18 protein-coding genes are annotated in these 17,414 nt (G+C 65.6%); 3 read left to right on the top strand and 15 right to left on the bottom strand.

Translation table 11 applies throughout. The features are described from left to right. The 14 genes from BKN37_RS18510 to BKN37_RS18445 all read right to left on the bottom strand — a co-directional run. Positions 1–341, bottom strand: a 341-nt coding sequence (locus BKN37_RS18510) for a hypothetical protein (RefSeq protein ID WP_207547260.1), incomplete at its 3' end; no start/stop codon positions are given. Between the two features lie 10 nt (positions 342–351). After that, positions 352–672 carry a hypothetical protein gene (locus tag BKN37_RS18505; protein WP_071028433.1) on the bottom strand — a complete coding sequence of 107 codons (321 nt, stop codon included), beginning with the start codon at positions 670–672 and terminating at the stop codon, positions 352–354. 28 nt (positions 673–700) lie between these two features. Then, complete coding sequence (locus tag BKN37_RS18500; protein WP_071028432.1) at positions 701–1,762, bottom strand: VldE C-terminal domain-containing protein; 1,062 nt, start codon at positions 1,760–1,762, stop codon at positions 701–703. 2 nt (positions 1,763–1,764) lie between these two features. Further along, a complete protein-coding gene (locus BKN37_RS29580) occupies positions 1,765–2,775 on the bottom strand; it encodes a lysozyme family protein (RefSeq protein ID WP_207547259.1) in 1,011 nt (336 codons plus the stop codon). Beyond that, on the bottom strand, positions 2,772–3,938 hold the full coding sequence (locus BKN37_RS29265; RefSeq protein WP_071028431.1) for a hypothetical protein: 1,167 nt from the start codon (positions 3,936–3,938) through the stop codon (positions 2,772–2,774). Before BKN37_RS29265 ends, BKN37_RS29580 begins: the two co-directional genes overlap by 4 nt. Next, positions 3,938–4,321 (bottom strand): hypothetical protein, encoded by a 384-nt coding sequence (locus tag BKN37_RS18485; protein ID WP_071028430.1) that lies wholly within the window; start codon positions 4,319–4,321, stop codon positions 3,938–3,940. The genes BKN37_RS29265 and BKN37_RS18485 overlap by 1 nt, the downstream gene beginning before the upstream one ends. Further along, the gene (locus BKN37_RS18480; RefSeq protein WP_071028429.1) at positions 4,321–6,237 is read right to left on the bottom strand and encodes an FtsK/SpoIIIE domain-containing protein; all 1,917 of its coding nucleotides are present in this window, start codon (positions 6,235–6,237) and stop codon (positions 4,321–4,323) included. The genes BKN37_RS18485 and BKN37_RS18480 overlap by 1 nt, the downstream gene beginning before the upstream one ends. After that, entirely contained in the window at positions 6,234–7,076 is an 843-nt protein-coding gene (locus BKN37_RS18475) for a hypothetical protein (protein WP_071028428.1), read from the bottom strand. Before BKN37_RS18475 ends, BKN37_RS18480 begins: the two co-directional genes overlap by 4 nt. Then, a complete protein-coding gene (locus BKN37_RS18470; protein ID WP_131823645.1) occupies positions 7,073–7,933 on the bottom strand; it encodes a hypothetical protein in 861 nt (286 codons plus the stop codon). Before BKN37_RS18470 ends, BKN37_RS18475 begins: the two co-directional genes overlap by 4 nt. Before the next feature lie 11 nt (positions 7,934–7,944). Then, positions 7,945–9,741, bottom strand: a complete 1,797-nt coding sequence (locus BKN37_RS18465) for a hypothetical protein (RefSeq protein ID WP_071028426.1) — start codon at positions 9,739–9,741, stop codon at positions 7,945–7,947. Next, positions 9,738–12,212 (bottom strand): ATP-binding protein, encoded by a 2,475-nt coding sequence (locus BKN37_RS18460; RefSeq protein ID WP_165618361.1) that lies wholly within the window; start codon positions 12,210–12,212, stop codon positions 9,738–9,740. Before BKN37_RS18460 ends, BKN37_RS18465 begins: the two co-directional genes overlap by 4 nt. Beyond that, positions 12,122–12,538, bottom strand: a complete 417-nt coding sequence (locus tag BKN37_RS29260) for a hypothetical protein (RefSeq protein WP_165618360.1) — start codon at positions 12,536–12,538, stop codon at positions 12,122–12,124. The genes BKN37_RS18460 and BKN37_RS29260 overlap by 91 nt, the downstream gene beginning before the upstream one ends. Further along, on the bottom strand, positions 12,538–12,867 hold the full coding sequence (locus tag BKN37_RS18450; RefSeq protein WP_131823644.1) for a hypothetical protein: 330 nt from the start codon (positions 12,865–12,867) through the stop codon (positions 12,538–12,540). The genes BKN37_RS29260 and BKN37_RS18450 overlap by 1 nt, the downstream gene beginning before the upstream one ends. A gap of 78 nt (positions 12,868–12,945) precedes the next feature. Next, positions 12,946–13,755, bottom strand: a complete 810-nt coding sequence (locus BKN37_RS18445) for a hypothetical protein (protein WP_131823643.1) — start codon at positions 13,753–13,755, stop codon at positions 12,946–12,948. Positions 13,756–14,310: 555 nt separating this feature from the next. Between BKN37_RS18445 and BKN37_RS28915 the strand changes: the two genes are divergently transcribed. Further along, complete coding sequence (locus BKN37_RS28915) at positions 14,311–15,522, top strand: hypothetical protein (protein ID WP_131823642.1); 1,212 nt, start codon at positions 14,311–14,313, stop codon at positions 15,520–15,522. Between the two features lie 45 nt (positions 15,523–15,567). Continuing rightward, positions 15,568–16,044, top strand: coding sequence for a type VII secretion target (locus BKN37_RS18440; RefSeq protein ID WP_071028421.1), 477 nt, complete (start codon positions 15,568–15,570; stop codon positions 16,042–16,044). Between the two features lie 60 nt (positions 16,045–16,104). On the opposite strand, the gene BKN37_RS18435 is transcribed toward BKN37_RS18440, so the two are convergent. Beyond that, on the bottom strand, positions 16,105–16,611 hold the full coding sequence (locus tag BKN37_RS18435; RefSeq protein WP_131823641.1) for a helix-turn-helix domain-containing protein: 507 nt from the start codon (positions 16,609–16,611) through the stop codon (positions 16,105–16,107). A 122-nt stretch (positions 16,612–16,733) separates the two neighbouring features. Between BKN37_RS18435 and BKN37_RS27935 the strand changes: the two genes are divergently transcribed. Beyond that, a complete protein-coding gene (locus BKN37_RS27935; RefSeq protein ID WP_165618359.1) occupies positions 16,734–17,330 on the top strand; it encodes a WhiB family transcriptional regulator in 597 nt (198 codons plus the stop codon). Positions 17,331–17,414: the final 84 nt, after the last annotated feature.

Below are 17,414 nucleotides of genomic sequence, written 5' to 3'. Positions count from 1 at the left end.
GTGGGGGCCTGCGCCGCGGCGATCGGCGCCGACGGCGAGGTTGCGTGGCCAAGCGCGTCGACGACGGCGTTAAAGGCGTTGGCCACGGCGGCGGACTCCTCGGCGTCGGTGGCGGTGTAGTCGATGGCGCTGGCGGTGTAGGTGGCTGCGGCGCGGGCGGCCAGGGCGGCCGCGTGCTCGAGGTGGGCGTAGACGTTGGCTGCGTGGGCGTTGAGCTGGCTGACCGCGGACTCCGAAACCGGGTGCGCGGAAGGCGCCAATGCCGCTGAGGCCACGGTGGGCACGGTGATGGTGGTGAGCGTGGCCGCGGTGGCGTGCAGTGCAGCTGGGTTGACGCGCATTGCAGGGTTCCTACAGGTCGCGGGTCGTGTTGGTGACCGTGTCGGCGCCATCGGCGTCGGTGCCGGTGACGATGGCCGCGGCCTGCTGGGAGGCCTCGGCGGTGTCCTGGTAGCGGGCGGCCAGCGCCTGGGTTTGTTCACGCAGGCGCCGGCCGTGTTCGCGCAGTGCGGCGGTCATGGGAGCGCCGATGAAACCGGTTGCGGTGGCGTAGGCGTCGTAGTAGGCGGGGTCGTCGTATTTGTCGATCCAGGCGCGCAGCTCGTCGGCGTAGTTGTGGTTGTGGTCGACGTTGGCGCGCAACTGTTCTGGGTTCGGTTCGAACTGCTTCATACCCTTGCTCCTTTTTGATCGCGGTATCTCATAGGCTGTAGACCTCTCCGCCGTGCGGGTAGCCTCCGCCGTTGGTGGCGATGTGGACGTGGTCCATGTGGTTTGCCGTCGGGCCGCCGCGGTCTCCCATCGGTTCCGACGACCCGTCGGGGTAGTACAGCCTTTGCTGCCAACAGATGTGGTTGAGGTGGAATGCGGCTTGGTGCCGCAGCGCGAACGCCAGGATCTGGTCACCGAGCGCTTTACCGTTCGGTGAGTTCCGGTCGGGCAACATGACGTCGATGGCTTGGCCGTTGGGATGCCATTTGAGCGGATCATCCCGGACACCGCCGATCTCGCTGATCTCGGGAAACGCCGCCGAGACGGCGCGGGCCGCCAGGATCGTGTCTGTTTGCAGCCCGCTTTCTGAGGCCACACCCGGCGGTAGCCCGCCAGCGGCAAGGCGGCCTTCGCGATCGGACAGACCGAGGCTGTTGGTGGTGTCGTTGTCGTGTGGGGTGCCGTTGTGGGTGACGGTGTGGGGCAGGGTCAGCATGCTGGCGGCTGGGCCCATCAGGGCCGGGATCTGCGAGAACGCTTGCAGCGGTGCGCTGAGCGCGGGAGCCATCGCGGCCATTGGTGCCGCGGCCGCGGGCATCATCTGCGCCAGCGAACCCATTGCGGGATTGCCGCCGATCTGGGGCATCCGGCCCACCGCGTTGCGCACGGTGGTCGCGCCGTCACTGGCGCGTTGCCGATCCAGCTCGGCCATACGGGCGGCGACCTCGGGGTTGCTGGCGGCCGGCGCCATGCGATCGCGGTTGCGCCGGTAGTCCTCGCGGATCACGCCCATCTGGTTTTTGCCGTGGCCGACCTGGGCGCCGGCGTCGTCGAGTTTGGCCTTGGCGTCGTCGTCGCTGGCGGCGAACACCGCGCCGTTGCCGGACAGGCGGTTGTTGCGGCCCACCAGATCGTCGGCGGCCGGACTGGACCAGTTCGCCGGCGCGGCCGGCGGCGCCAGTTGGCGCACCATAGGCGCGGCTGAGCCCGTGGCCACCCGGCCACGCCCCAGCAGCCCATCTAGCTGCGCCAACAACCCATCAACCGTCATGATCAATATCCATGGGGGGGCCTCGTTGGGTCGGCTTGCTGGATTTTGGCGGCAAGGTCGTGGCCGTCTGCGCTGACGTGGTAGCGGCCCATGGCGTAATTGATGAAGGCGGCGGCTTGGGCGACGGGGTCGTTGAGGACGGTGGAGGTTCCGGGTTCGTGGTAGGCGCGGAACGTGGGTTCGATGAATTGGAATGCGCCTGCGCTTGGGGTTCCTTTGGCGGCGTTGGCGTCGGAGTTGTTGATGGCGTTGACGTTGCCGTTTGATTCGCGGTCGGCGACGGTGATCATTCCGGCGGCCCAGTCGGCGCGGGCTTGCGGGTCGGTGATGCCCTTGATGTCGAGGGCTTGGTCGATGGCGTCGCGGACGCTGCCGCCGCGGCCGCTGAAGTTGGCCAGGGTGGTGTCGTTGTCGTGTGGGGTGCCGTTGTGGGTGACGGTGTGGGGCAGGGTCAGCATGCTGGCGGCTGGGCCCATCAGGGCCGGGATCTGCGAGAACGCTTGCAGCGGTGCGCTGAGCGCGGGAGCCATCGCGGCCATTGGTGCCGCGGCCGCGGGCATCATCTGCGCCAGCGAACCCATTGCGGGATTGCCGCCGATCTGGGGCATCCGGCCCACCGCGTTGCGCACGGTGGTCGCGCCGTCACTGGCGCGTTGCCGATCCAGCTCGGCCATACGGGCGGCGACCTCGGGGTTGCTGGCGGCCGGCGCCATGCGATCGCGGTTGCGCCGGTAGTCCTCGCGGATCACGCCCATCTGGTTTTTGCCGTGGCCGACCTGGGCGCCGGCGTCGTCGAGTTTGGCCTTGGCGTCGTCGTCGCTGGCGGCGAACACCGCGCCGTTGCCGGACAGGCGGTTGTTGCGGCCCACCAGATCGTCGGCGGCCGGACTGGACCAGTTCGCCGGCGCGGCCGGCGGCGCCAGTTGGCGCACCATAGGCGCGGCTGAGCCCGTGGCCACCCGGCCACGCCCCAGCAGCCCATCTAGCTGCGCCAACAACCCATCAACCGTCATGTTGGCTCGGTGTCGGTGTGTTGCGGCGGGTGCGGGTCGGTGGGTTGTGTGCCGGGGGTGGATGTGCGTTGGGGGCGGAAGATTCCCGTGAAGGTGGCGGCCTTCATCGCGTCGCCGATGGGTTGCAGGCCCCCGTCGGGGTTGATGATTTTGCCGTTGCCGAAGACCATGCTGTCGTGGTCGGTGAAGCGGACGATGTCGGCCGGTTCGATGTCGTTGATGTCGATGACTTTGCCGGGGTCGGCGCCGTTTCCGGGGATGGGGTTGTTGGCGGCCTGGTAGGCGGCTTCGGCGGCGTTGGGGGTGTTGGGGTTGTCGATGTAGTGGTTCAGCGCGGCGTAGGCGACATCGTCGGGGGCGGTGGTTTTGGTGCCGTCGGGGGCGGTGATCTCGCGGGTGTGTGCGGTTGCCGGGTCGGCGACGATGGCGTGTGGGTCGCCGCCGGCGGAGCCACCGTGATGGTCGGGGGAGGGGGCAGACGGATCGTGGGAGGCGGTACCGACACCGTGGTCGGTGCCGCCGCCTGTGTCGACCGGACTTGTCACGTCGGGCTGGTGGTGAGGGGCGGTGTCGTGGTCGCTGAACGGGTTGAAGGCCGGGGCTCCGCCCGCGCCAGGGCCGCCGAACATGCCGCCTCCGAACGGGCTCATGCCGGGCATCCCCCCGCCTAATCCGCCGCCCAGAGGGCTGCCCAGGCCTGCGAGGCTGGGCATCGGCAACCCCGCGGCGCGGGCGGCGTTGGCGTCGGCGGCGCCGCCGACGAGGTTGCGCATGTCGCGCATGCCGTCGCGCATCGCTTGCACGGTGGCGTTGTCGGTTTCGGGGTTGTCGGCGCCGCCGGTGCGGCTGGTGTTCTTCTTGAGCAAGTCGATGAGTTCGTCGAGCTTCTTCTTGACCTCTTGGTTTTCGTTGACGGCTTGTTCGCTGTGCTGGTTGCCTTGTTTGCCGTCCTGGTTGTTTTGTTTGCCGTCCTGGTTGTTCTGCTGGTTTTTGTCGTGCTCGTTGGGGTTGTTGGTGCCGGGCGGAACCTGGGGGGGATCGGGGGCGTCGGGGCGGTGCTCGGGTCGGTTGCCAGCGCCGAAGAGCCGTCCGAACACCTTGTACAGGGCAATGAGGGCGGATGTCCCGCCTTGGATCATGTCCGCCGGGATGATCGGAAACATCAGCTGCCTTCGTCGTTGTTACTGGTGTTTCCATCATAGAAAGCGGCAGGTGGCGTCTGCGCTGGGTTTTCTGGCCAGTTTGTCGCCGCCGCAGGCGCGTCGGCGTGTTCGCTAGCCGGCCCGGTGTGGTGGTGGCCGTTGGTGGCGGGTTTGGTTCGCCTGGTGGTGTTCTGAGGTTTGCGGCGGCGGGTGATCCCGATCGTTTCGAGCTCATCGGTGGTGAATCCGTCTGCCAGCAACGCGTCGTAGGCTTTGCGTTGCTGTTCGACTTTGTCGTTGAGTTGTTTTCTCGCGGCGTCGATGTCTTTATCGAGTGTCACGATGGCGGTGAGCTTGGCTTCCCTGCGCTCCAGGAGTTTTCGGATATCGGCGGAGGTGGTCATCAGTCTTCCTCGCATTCTGAGTCGTGGTCGCTTTCTGAGTCGGCGTCGAGTGTGTGGGCTGGGAGCGCGTCGGTCGTTGGGATCAGCTGCATGCTGGCGGCGTCGATGACGCCAGATGTGGTGTCCACGCGCAGGACGCGGCGCGGCTGGAATTTGGGGGACAGCGGGTCAAGGTCGGGGCGGGCGGCGGCCGCCACGATCGGGGCGGTGACGATTTGGTCCCAGCGTTCGATGGTGTCGGCGTTGGGCATGTCGATCAGGACCCTCGGGTATAGCGACACAGGTGGGCGCAGCGCGTCGAGGACCGCTCGATCCTCGGCGTCGGCCGCTGCTGCCGGGTCCGGGGTGAAATAGCCTTGGAACTGTACGAACCCGTTCGGGCCGCGGGTCAGCGCACGCCCGGGCACTCCTTGCGGGATGGTTTGACCGATGTCGGCGTTGTCCCACAGATTCCACGATGTGGTCGAGTCAGCGTGTCCGGCTTGGATTTTGAACGGGGAGTTGAATTTGAATTCGGCGGGGATGTTGTCAGCGGTGGCGCGCTGTAGTGCGCTGACTCCGTGTACGCGCAGCGAGCGGCCTTCGCGGTAGATGCTGCCCACATCTTCCATCGTGGGCGGCATCTTCGGCAGCGCGGGTTCGGCTTGCCTGAACTGCGGCCACAGGGCATCCAAGGTTTTGGTGCACACGGTGAATTCGTCGATGATGAGCATGATGGGCACGTTGTTTGGTGGCGCGCCGGCCGGTGGTGCGCCGCCGGTTTTGCGGCGGTACATGAGTTCTCTGACGTAGGCGATGGCGCGCAGGTTGGAGTAGAAGTCTCGGGTGACGAGGTGGACGTTGGGCCAGTCCAGGAATCCGTCGTATTCGCGGTCGCCCTTGAAGTCGACGATGATGATGCACACGCCCGGGCGGGCTAGGGCGGTGACGACGGTCATGACGGTTGAGGATTTCCCGCTGCCGCTCAGCCCGACGAACAGGCCGTGTGGCATTGCTTTGCCGACCAGTTTCCAGGTGACGGGTTGTTCGAATTCGTCTACGCCGACAGGGATTGTCAGGTCGGGATAGATTCGTGTGGCCTCAGCGAGGCTGCGGGCTATCGGCGTGGTGGGTTTGTGATCGATGCGTTCGGCGAACACCGAGCGTCTGACGTTGCAGGTGGCGTCCTGGGTTTTCCAGTCGAAGCTCCAACTGTTGTTGGGGCCGGGGTCGAGCAGTTCGCGGATCAGGTTTTGGATGTCGCGTTTGCGGTAGCCCAGTGCGATGCTGCTGGCCACCTCGGGGCTGTATTTGACGCTGAATGCGAGCACCTGGCCGTCGTCGGTGGCGTGATACTGGGTGATGGTGGCGGTGCTGGTGAATGCCTTCGGCGCACACACGATGGCCTTGAGCTTCCGCAAGACTGGCGTGTCTGGTTTTGTGGTTCTCCTGGTGGCTGTGGTTCTGGTTCCCTTGGTGGTGATGGCCCATGTTCCGGTCAGGGTTTCGCCGATCACCGACCGCAGCCGCGGCGCAACCTCGGACGGGATCACTGCTGCCGGGATGTTGATCGTCACCGTCATGGGGGTGTTGGTCTTGGTGAAGGCAATCGTGACGTTTTTGCTCCAGCTGGAGCCGAGCACGGTGGCCAGCCGCTGGGTGAGCAGCGCGCGGATGCGCCGGCGCGGGTAGGTGCGGGTCAGCTTGGCCACCGTGATGGGGGTTGAGGCGATCAGTACGGTCAGCCAGACCAGAATCCACCACATGGGTGCTACTGCATAGGTGATCGCGGCCGCTGTGGCGGCGACCACGGTGATGGTAGTCCCTAACGGCATCAGGTGGTGGGCGCCGGTGAAGCCTTCGGCGGCGGCCAGCGCGATCAGGTAGGCGGCGGTGACGGCAGCGACCACACCCGCGACGACGGCGATGATCATCATCGTGTGGGTCCTGGGCGGTTGGTGGCTAGCCGGGCTGCAAGCATCTGGTGGTGGTCGGCGGCGGCGCTGACGGCGTTGCGGGCGTTGACGATGGCGTCTCGCGCTGAGGCGGCGAACACCGCCGGGCCTGTGGCCGGGGCCATGGCCACGGCCACGCGTAGGTCTGCGTCGGATTTCGTCACGGCGGCGTTGGCGTGGGCGTTGGTGTCGCGGGCTTCGTCGACGGTGTCGCTGGCTTTGTTGTCCTGGTCGGGGAAGGGTTTTTCTTCGGCGTTTTCGTGCTCGGCGCGGTCGTGGTATTTCTGGGCGCTGGGGCCGTTGTATGTGTCGGGGGCGGTCACGTGGCCCAGCGGCGGCGCCAGGGCGTGCGAGCCCAATCCGGTCGGGGCGCCCGCACCGGGGGTGCCCACGAGGGTCAGGAGGCTGTTCAGCAGTGGCATCACGGTGCCCATGGCGGCTGTGGGGACGGCCATGGCGGCCGAGGCGCCGGCGGTGGCGGTACCGATGCCCGCGGCGATCAGCCCGGAAATGAGCTGTCCGATCGGGAATCCGGGCTCGGTGGTGGTGTAGGTGTCATCCTCGTCTTGGTCTGCGGTGGTGTCGGTGTCGGCGTTGTGTCCCTTAGCGTTGTCCTCGCCGGGGCTGTCCTGTTTTTGGTCGTTGCCTGGTGTGTCGTTGTGCTCAGCGCCGTCTTGGTCCTTCGACTTCGGGTCGTGCTTCGGGTCGGGGGTGTTCGGGTCGGCCAGCGCGGCTGGGCCCTGGTGCCCGGCGGCGTCGGCGAGCATGTCGGCGAGGATTCTGGGGCCAGCGCCGGGGTCTGGCATCTCGAAGCTGGTCATGGGTGGTCAGGGCTTTCGGTCGTTGTTGCGGTGTCGGTGATGTCGTCTGGGCGGATGACGGTGATGTTGACCATCGGCGGGTGGCCGGCGGCCAGGCTGCCGGGTGGTGTGGCGGGCGCGTCAAGGCCGGTGGTGGTCACCACGGTGGTGGCGTCCAAGACGACCCCCAGGTGTGTGGGACCGGTGCGGGCGTAGTCAAAGAAGATCAGGTCGCCGCGGGCGGCGGCGGCCGGCGCCACCGGTGCACCGCACCACAGCAGGTGGGTGAGACCGGATTCGGGAGCCTGGTCGTGCGGGTAGGCGGCCTTGGCTACGGCGGCGACGAAATCCTGGCCTGTGCTGGAGCGATCGTTGAGCAGCGATTCTGCTGTGACCGCAGCGCGCAGCCCGGCGTTGGTGGGCGTGGTGTCGGTGTGAGGAAGCGCCGCAGCGCGGGTTTTCTGGTCTTCGGTGAGGGCGTCGAGGATGGCTGCGCAGCGGGTCTCGTAGCTGCCGGTGGGGGTGGTGTGGGCGGGGGTGAGGATGGCGTGTTCGGGAAGATTTTCGGATGTGGGGTCGTGCGCCCATCGGTTCACTTCGGCCGCCGGCAGGTCGCGCCAGTTGTGGATGCGGTAGAGGGTGTCGAGCAGCTCGGCGGCGGCGGCGCCGGTGACCGTCGATGCCACGACGTCGGCGGCTTGGGGGCCGGCTAGGTCGCTGATCGTTGCCGTCGGGGTGACCGGCACGCCAAGTGCGGTTTCGCAGGCGCGGGTGGTGGCGCGGGTTTTGGCATGGTGGTCGGCACCCGCCACGGTGACCAGAGCGGCGATCACCAGCGCCGCCATGGCGGCGAAGGGTGCGGTCGCAATGATGAGCACAGTTCGGAGTTTCACGGCGTGGGCCCTGGCTTGTTGAGGTGGCGGCGAACCGCCGCGGAGGCGTCGGCGGCCTGTTGGGTGCCGTCTGGGTTGAGCGTCGGCAACGATGGCAGCTCGGTGCGCGGCGGCACCGGGGAGGGGCTCGCTGCCCTGCTCTCGCCGCTGTGGCGAGATGGGCCGCGACTGGTGTATGGGTCGCGTGGGGGGGCTGGCAGGGTGTGCATCGGCGACGCTGGGACCGGCACGGGCGCAGCGCCTGGCGGGCTGGCGTGGGCCGCCGGCTGGGCGGTGGGGACGATCGACGGGATCACCGCCGCTGGTTGCTGGAGTGCTGGACGCTGGTAGGTCGAGGCATGTTGGGCGAGGGCGGGTTGGGGTTGGCGTTGCTGGATGCTGTAGGCCACTTGCGATGCGGACGCCACCGGATTGCTTGGATACTGCGTGGGCGTTCCGGCCGGGGGCGCTGAGGTTCTCCCTGCGGGTTGTTGGCCGCTCCTGTGGCCGTAGTGCCCGCGCTGATGGAGCAGGTCTTCGCTGCGGGGCTTGGACAACACACCGTTTCCGAGCGCGGATATCGCTGCGCCGGCGGCGGGCTGGCCGGCCAGCGTCGATGCCAGTGCCGCGCTGTTGGTGACGACTTTGGTGACCGCCTGGCGGGCTTGGTGGGCGGTGATCGACAGCCCCGAGGGTGTGTTGGCGCGCCCGAGTTGCTCGCTGACTGCTTTGCCGCTGGCGCGCAGGTTGCGGCTGAATCGCCAGGTGCCCAGGACCAGGCCGATGGTGATCAGGCTGGTGACGAGGCTGGCGATGGCGGTGCTTCCGGTGGCTACGGCGATGAACCCGGTAAACGATGCGCCGAGCACGATCACGAGCAGGTCGCCGGCGACGGCTAGGCCCCCGAGCGGGATCGCGATGGCGTTTCGCAGCGCCAGGACTTGGGCTGCGGGTCCGGCCATGACCGTCGCCAGCAGGGGTTTGACGGCGGCGGCGTGCAGCACGGTGGCGACCCCGCTGAGCATCACCCGGATACAGATGATGAGGACGAATACGGCCAGCAGTGCGGTGGTTCCCAGGCCGACCATCAGGTTGAATCCGAGGTTGTCGGGGTTGTCGGCGTAGTCGTGCAGTGTTTTGCCGATGGGTCCGCAGCCGCGCAGGATCGCTTCTTTGACCTGCTCGGCTGGTACGCCGGCGCGCACCGCGTCGTCGAACACGTCGCCGCAGGTGCGGCCGCCGCCGATATCGATGTCGTCGAGGTTGGCGTTGTAGTTGGCGCGGAACAGGGGTTCGCGCAGGTATTTGGTGACCAGGATTTGGCTGATCGTCGCCGCTTGGCCGGTGCCGGTGGCCCGTTGCCCGATATCGGTGGCTACCGCGCCGCCGAGGCTGACCGCTTGGGCGGCGAAGCGCACCGGAGAGACCATGAAGACCCCGATGAGCATCAGCGTCACGGCCATGCCGAGGTGGTAGCCGATGCGGTGGGTGGTGTTTTTCATCCAGTGGGTGGCGAACACCATCAGGGCGATCGCGCAGGCGACACCGAAAACGCCGATGACGCCGAATGTTTCGGTGATCTTGTCCGAAACGGTTTCCAGCAGGTTCACCACTGGGGTGAGCCAGTTGAAGGCGCTGACGATGTTGAGGACCGCGCCGGCGAACCAGCCGAAGAGTTTCTGGGTGCTCCACAGCAGGTCTGCGAGGTCGCCGCCGGTGAACCTGGCCAGCAGCCCGTGGTTAAGGGACAGCGGCAGGTTGGCCGCCGGTAGCTCGTGGGTGTCGGTGGGATTGAGGCTGTCCAGGACACTCATGCCATTACCCCCGCCCTGAAGGTGGTGTTCATCGCCTCCGCGGCGGCGGCGTCGGTGGGCAGGAATGTTTGGATGGCGCCGACCTGGTCGAAGAAGCGTACGAGGAACTGGCCGGTGCGGAAATTGGTGGTGATGTCGGTGAGGAATTCGGGGTTGTTCTCGGGGTGTAGGCCTGCCCATTCGAGGTTGTCGAGGGCCGCTTCTGATTCGGTGTGTCCAACGAAGCGGATCCCAATCAATGAGGTCTGCCCTGGCATGAAGTCTTCTTTGCCGAGGTGGGTGTCCATCCAGAGCATGCAGCCGGCTTTGCGTGAGTCGTGGCCGAGGATGCTGATCATTTCTTGGCCGACGGGCTTGTGGGCCAGGTGCCAGGCTTCGGGCAGGTAGATGCTGCAGATCTGCTCCTGGCGGGCGAAGTACACCGTGCGCAGGGCGTAGCCGGTGAGTTCGTAGACGGCTTCCATGTAGAGCTTTTCTGGTGAGAGCCGTTTGTAGAGGTGTTCGTTGTAGAGTTCGCTGGCTTCGGCAGCAGGCATACCGTAGGTCTGGATGATGAACGCTGGGGCGGCGTAGTCGACCGGGGGCAGCGTGTCGTCGAACAAGGCGCGTGCGAAGTCGTAGTTGGCCCACTTGCGCAGGTGGCGGCCTACGCGTTGGTCGATCGGGTCGTCGCTGTTGAGTAGGACGTGTTGGAGCCGTTTGGCGCTGGTGATGTTGTTGGCGGTGATGTTGTCTTTGGTGAGCGCCTCGGACAAGGCGAGTTCTTCGTCGGAGCCGCTTTCGAATTTGAGCAGGTTAATGTAGGTATTGAGCGTGTGTCGGCCAGCCAGCGCCGGGTCGTGTTTGAAGGTTTTCAGGCTGTCGATGCTGTAGTCGGGGGCGAGAATGTCCAGGATGATGTGGCCGGGTACGAGCTTGGCGATTTTGACGAGTTCCCCTTGTTCGCTGCGGTCGTAACCGGCGAAGAGGTGTCCCAGGGCGCCGTCGTAGAGCATGCCCCACTTGAGTAGGGTCGTCTTCCCGGCGCCCAGGCCGCCGACGAGCACGGCGTTGGAGGGCAGGTTGGCGGCCAAGATGGCGCGGGTGTTGATGCGGAATAGGTCCCACAGGCCGCTTTTGATGTTTTGACCGAAGATGGGCCCGGTGGGCGAGCCGATGCGCGAGTCGGTGAACGGCACCATCTCGGAGAATCCGGCGATGTCGATTTCGTCGCCCAGGGCGTGGATCTCGGGGCTGGCGGGGTTTCCGGGCAGCATCGCCGACCAGAGTTCTTGTTGCAGTCCGGCGATGCGTTCGAAGTTCACCTCGAGGTGGGCGAACACTTCGGACAGGATTGCTTCGATCTCCTCGGCGGCTTCTAGGGTGGGACCGCCGATGGCGATGAGGATGGTGAACCACACCGAGTCGCCCTTCTTGTTGACGGCGGTCTTGGCGTCGTAGTCGTCGAGGAGTGCTTCGGCGATGGCGTCGTCGTCCAGTCGTGCTGGCTCGAGTGCGGTTTCGAACTTGTTGGATTCGAGCGTCTTGCGGACCTCGGCGTTGTCGGAGACCACCTTGGCGTGGGGGATGTGGGAGCAGCGGATCGCCCAGTCGACGTGCAGGCTGGTGCGGTTGAGCACGGTGAATAGTTCGGTGCCGCCGGGGAAGGCCATCTGGCCGATCGGGAAGACCGCTTTGAGCACGATCTGGTAGACGGGGCAGCGCGCGCCGTTGGGGGTGATTTTGATGACCGCGGGCCGTTTGTTTGGCGTGTAGCCGTCGATGGTGTCTTCTTTGGCGCCGTCGTCGAAGTAGGCGGGGGTGAAATCGACGACGCGGCCCGCTTCGGCGATCGAGGGCATAAACTGCACGCCGCGGTGGATCGAGGCAGTCCACAGCCAGGCCATGTCGTGCGGTTCGGCGGGGGTGATGACCCACGACTTGGGAAGTTGAGCCAGGATTTTCGCGCGTTTGCGGCGGGCGGCGGCGCGCGATTTCCCGACGGGGAATGCGACCAGCAGAGTTCGGCTGCGTGGCCACGATGCCGGGTTGAGGGCTAGATCGATGACACGGTCGGCCGTCATCTCCGCGTAGGCGCGTATCGTGCCGTCGTTGTGGTCGACGGGCTGTTGCCCATCATGGCCGCCGATCGCCAGCGATTTGGCGGTGATCTCGGCCTCGGTTTCGGGCTTGAGGAATCCACCCAGCAGCGGGTTGTAGGGCATCAACTTGCTGAACAGTTGTTTGTGGGCTGCCCCGACGGCTCGTTTTTCGTCGTAGGAGCGTTCACCGTACGACAGGGCTTCGATACGGTATTCGGCCCAGTATCCAGCCGCGGTGCAGCGCAGGTTTCCGTCAACAATGTCAGTGGTGGCCTGAATAGCGGCCACATCGAACTGGGTCATGCCCGCACCCGGACCTTTCCGCCGGCCCATGCCGGCGGCGGCGAAGTCCGGTCGCGGCCGGACACGTAGACCGGCCGGCGGCGCCACTGGTTGATCCGCGCTCGGTTGCGGACGTGTTGTGGCGGCCACGCCGGGCCGCCACGATGCCAGGCCACCCAACCAAACGTTGCGCACAACACCGCCAGCACCAGCAGCATGACCGCGACGGCCGCGAACACCGCCGAGGCTCGCGCTCCGCCATTGAGAATGGAGCCCAGAATCGGGAATTCGGTCAACGCCAAGCTGGTGGCCAGGCATATTCCACCTAGCAGCGGCGCAATCTCACGTTTCTTGTAAGGGCCTAACAGCAGACGCCCGCCTTTGACGCCGCGGCCGATCACGCCTTCCACACGGCGCACCGGCGTATAGACCATCATGCGGGCAGATCCAGGTGCACGACGGCCGGCGCCTCGGCCGGTAGCGCAGCCATTTTCCCGGTGGTGTTGGGCAGCTGTTCGTGCAAACTGATGCTCGGTTGCGGCCCGGACGCTAAGCCGAATCCTTGGTTGACGGATCCGAAGAATTTGATGACGCCGTAGATGCCGCCGAACAACAGCGCCGCCGAGATCGCAGATCCAAGGGCCAGGTTGACCAGCACCTTGCCGGCCCATGAATCGTTGGCGTTTTTGTACGCCGAGATGGTCTTGTGCGCTGTGATGACGATGCAGAAACCACCGAGGACGAACAGCGCTGTGCCGACCATGGCCCAGACCATGGTTTGGACGACTGCGGGAACTCCTGCACCCATGGTGAATCTTCCTGTCTTGTTGTGGGATTGGGTCTATGACTTGGGGTTGACGGCGGCCACCATCCACTGGTCTTTGACCGCTTTGAGCAGCAGGGTGTAGGTGACCTGGCGGCGGTATTTACCGACGGGAACCACATCGACATCGACGGTCAGCGACCCCGCCGCTTTGTTTGGCGGCGGCCGATTGGTTCGCACAGCGACCACATCGATTGCGCTGTAGGGCGGTGCGGGCCATACCGGGGCGACGTCGCGGCTGGTGGTGTAGCGGGCCGGTTCACCGCCCGGGGTGAGCCAGGAAGTCAGGAAATCTGTCGCTGCTTTGCCGGCACCTTTGTCTATGTCCAGCGTTTGGGTTCGGGAAGCTGTTGATTCCGCACCGAGGCCGGCAGCTGGCCATGGCGATGGCAGTTGAATGGGCGTGTAGCGCGTGTGGCCGTCTACGGTGGTCACGGCGATCTGCAGTTCCCACGTCGCGGTCTCGCCGGCCGGTGAGACAACGGTCACGGGAATCTCCCAGGTGTTGGCCCCGTGCGGTGTTGGTTCACCAGCGGTGATTGTTGCGTCGTCTTGCGCGCCGGCCGGAAGTTCGACAGCCGAGAAGTCGACGCTGGGAAAGTACTGGCCGATCAGGCCAGGGTCCTTGTCGGTGGCATGCAGGAAAGCCCGCATCGCCGCGACCGCTGTCCGTGCCACGTTGTCGTCGGCCTTGGGCTCGGGGTCGCCTGTGCACGCTATCGCCAAGACCCCGACGCAGCCCACGAGCGCACACACCCGAAACAGCCATCGACTGACCTTGGATGCGCGCCGTCTCCACAGGTAGACATCTCGTCCCGCGCCCAGCATGGGCATAACGGTAGCGATTCAGCGAGGCCGTTTCTGAGAAAAATTGGGCCACTTTCCGGCGCTGTTGACACTGCGGATCGGTTCGCAAAAGGTTCTGCTGGCGCACCTCGATCAGCGACAGCAGCAAACGCGAATAACTGATGGCGCGGCGTTGACAAGTCCGTGCCGTGCTCGCGCACAGGGTCCGCAAATTGGTGTCATTTCCTGCGATTTCGCCCCTGGTGCCGCGATACCGTAATCCACATGGTTACTGCGGTTCTGTGCCCCTGGCTGACCGGCTCTGCGGTTGCCCTGTTTAGCGCATTTCGCGTGTTTCCGGGTCTCTGGGCGGGGGGCTCAGCAGATGCCCCGATTTCTGTAATAGGCCCTGCGCTGCGGGTTCGTGGAATGCCGCGGCAGCCCCGCAGGTCAGCCCTATTACAGGGCGTCGGGGTGAGCCGCACATTTCGCGACATGCCGCGCGGTTTTCGCAGCACCAGGCGCTTACAACACTGTCTGCACCGGGTTTCTGGCCTTCTGGTTCGCCGGTCACCTGCACGGGAAGGAACACTGTAGATGGACGTGCACAAGGTCTATGGCGTCGACGCCTCCCAGCCTGCCGCCGACGATGAGACCGCCGACGATGAGACCGCCGACGGCGCGCCGAACCCAGCCGACGCACCGGTTGACGATGCGGCCCAGCAATCGAAGGCCGCGCCCGCTCAGCAACTCGGCAACCCATCGGCCACAGCGAACGCCGCCGCTGCCATCGACCGGCTACTTTCCGGCGCACCCAAGCCGATCAGCAGCGCCCTCGTCACCGCCAACAGCGACCACGGTTCGGCGGGCGAGTCCGCCGAACCGACTAAACGCTCAGGGCTGCTGCCGTCGCTGTTGGGTGAGCGCTTGTCGCGCCTCATTGGTGCAACACAGACACGCGGCGGGACGGCCGGCCAGAGCGACGACGTGGACGGCAGAGGTGTTGAGCCGGCTGACGGCAACGCCGAGGAAGCCGCGGCCGAACCCGGCGCCGAGAGCCCGCCGCTGCTGAGGCCAAAGCACCTCATTCTCGGCGGGGTGGCCGTGGTTGTGGTGCTCGTGATCGCGGTGGTAATCGGAGCCGCCCACGGACGAGAGACTGAGCCAGTGATCGGCTCCCAGGCCGACTCGGACACTACGCAGCACGCACCCACAAAAGGCGGTCCTTCGCAACGCGACAAACCTCTGCGGGTCGAAATCTCCACCACGAAACCGCCGCGGTGCCCAGCACCGTCGACCGACGCCGCTAACGCAATTAGCGGTGATCCGACCAAGGCGTGGACGTGCACTCGCGCCTACAACGCCGACGGCGCGACGCTGAATCTCACCCTGCCCGGCGGACCGTACTGCATCACCAGCGTGCGACTCGTACCCGGCTGGGACTACACCGGACCGGACAAAGTCGATCAGTGGCTTCAATACCGAATCGTGTCAGCAGGCGTGTGGCGATTCGACGACGGAAAGCGGGCTGAGCAGAAATTCGACGGCAGCCGCAAGCAACAACACGTCGACATCGACTGCGCGTTGTCGAGCACCGTACAACTGCAGATAACGAAGACCAGCCTGGCAGCTCCAGTCGCGCCGACAACGTCTAACGCAGCACCACTGCCCGGCCTTCCCGGTGGGTGGGGGTCAATAAACCTGCCGGAACCCTCCGGCATAGGAGCCCCAAGTGGCGCCCAAAATTCGGGAGAACCGTCCGCATTCGCAGTATCCTCATTAGAAATCATCGGACATCGCGCGCAGTGACATTTTCTCTGGGCAAATTCGTCGACAAACAAGGAGTTGGTCCGCATGGCTGACAGCCTGACCGTTAATCCGGCAGAACTCATCAGCACAGCCGCCCAGCACGAGCAGCGGGTCGCGGGCTGGCGCGCCATCGGCGCCACCCCGCCCAATGATCCCGACGCGCTTACTCCCGAATTGAGTTTTGTCGGCTACCCAGTCATCGAGAGTCTGCGCGTCGACAACGCCCGCAGGCTCAGTGATACGGACCGCTTCGCAGACGAGCACACCTACCTTGCTGAGAGTCTGCGCGGCGCCGCGCAGGAATACCTGCAGACCGACGAAGATGGCGCTACCGGTGTCACGGGGGCCGGCATGGACACCGCTGGTGCCAGCGGCGGCGCGGCGGCGGCAACCCCGGTCGGTTTTGTGACCGGAACCACCGAACCGCACGCGATCGACCCCTTCGACTTCAGCGACTACACGCCGACCGAGCCCATTCCGGTCATCCGGCCATCGTGGAGCCCGTTCGATCAGGCCCACTGAGTCGGCCATCGCTGGTTTGTGCGCCAGCGCGCCTCAACTTCCAGCGCCCACGGGTCGCTATTAGACGCTGAGGTCTCGGCGCGCGACGTTTAAGTCCATCAGCGTTTTGAGTGCCTCGGGTGTGAAGTCATGTTCGACCACCAACGCGAGTTTTGCTTCGACGCTGCTTAACATCTCGCCCACTTGCCGGGCCAGCTCGGGGTCTTCTCGTATGCGCGGAGCCATTGCTTTGGCCATGTCCAGGAAGGATCTGGCCATGTCGACTGACGCGGAGGCGGCGGTCGGTTCTTCTTCCTCGTAGGCGGCCGGATCGACGTCGGGATCGGACACGATGAGATCGCAGGCTCCCGGCTTCCAGCGCAGAGCTTCTTCGACGCGGCGGGCAGTGCTTGGCCGCATGGGGTGGCGTCCGTGCTCGATGCGGCTGGCGGTCACTTTGTGTACGCCGATCTTCTCGGCGAAGGCCTGTTGGCTCATGCCCTTGACGCTGCGTCGGGCCAGGATCAGCTCTCCGAGTCGTATGCGTGCTTCCTCCTGGTCAGACGCTGTTCCCTCGGTGGCGGCCACCCACAAAGTATAGGAAACGCTGACTTCAGTAGGCACTTGATTGCATATCGGTGTTGACTGCTGCCACACGCATTCTTATGCTAACTCGACATAGCATATGTAACCCTATGAGGGGAGCGGCTGTGAACAGCGCCAACGACCTGGACCTAGACCTCATCGCCGACGAGACCGATGTTGGCGACTCGGATGCGCTGGCGTTCGCCGCGGATATCCCCGATGAACCCGTGCCGTGCGACGTCAACCCCGAGCGCTGGGACCCCGATAATTACGCCGCGTCACCCGAGGATCGGTTGCGTTTTCGCACATCAGTGTTGCCAAAGCTGGCTCAAGAGTGCGACAGATGCCACTTTCGGATTCGGTGTGCTGTGACCGCCTTGGAGTCTCGCGCAGATTGCGGCATATGGGCTGGTGTGCAGGCTCGAGGAACACAAAGCCCTCACGCACTGCATCGGCGCCGCTTGCTGAAGATCCTCGCTGAGTATCTCGCCGCGCCCGACACCGCCGACAACGATGCCCGGCGCGAAATTCTGTCTGCGCGCATCACGACGATGCTGCAGCGACGACCCGAGCTGCGTGAACCGTTCACTGAGGCAACCGCCGCCGCCACGCATGACGCAGCGGCCGCAGATGCGCCGCGCCAGAGACGCCGGCCGCGCACTCCAGCCCCCGGCCCGCACCTATCTACCCAACTTCGGCTCGCTTTGCCGATGGGGGCCTAACCGCCAATACCCCCGGATTTGCCCTGGCCGACAACTCAATACCTAGAACGCCACGGGCGGAGGGCCAGCCGGTTTCTACCCGGC

Origin of the sequence: Mycobacterium talmoniae (assembly GCF_001854525.1) — a bacterium.
GTDB lineage: Bacteria > Actinomycetota > Actinomycetes > Mycobacteriales > Mycobacteriaceae > Mycobacterium > Mycobacterium talmoniae.
This window is presented reverse-complemented; position numbering and strand designations above follow the sequence as displayed.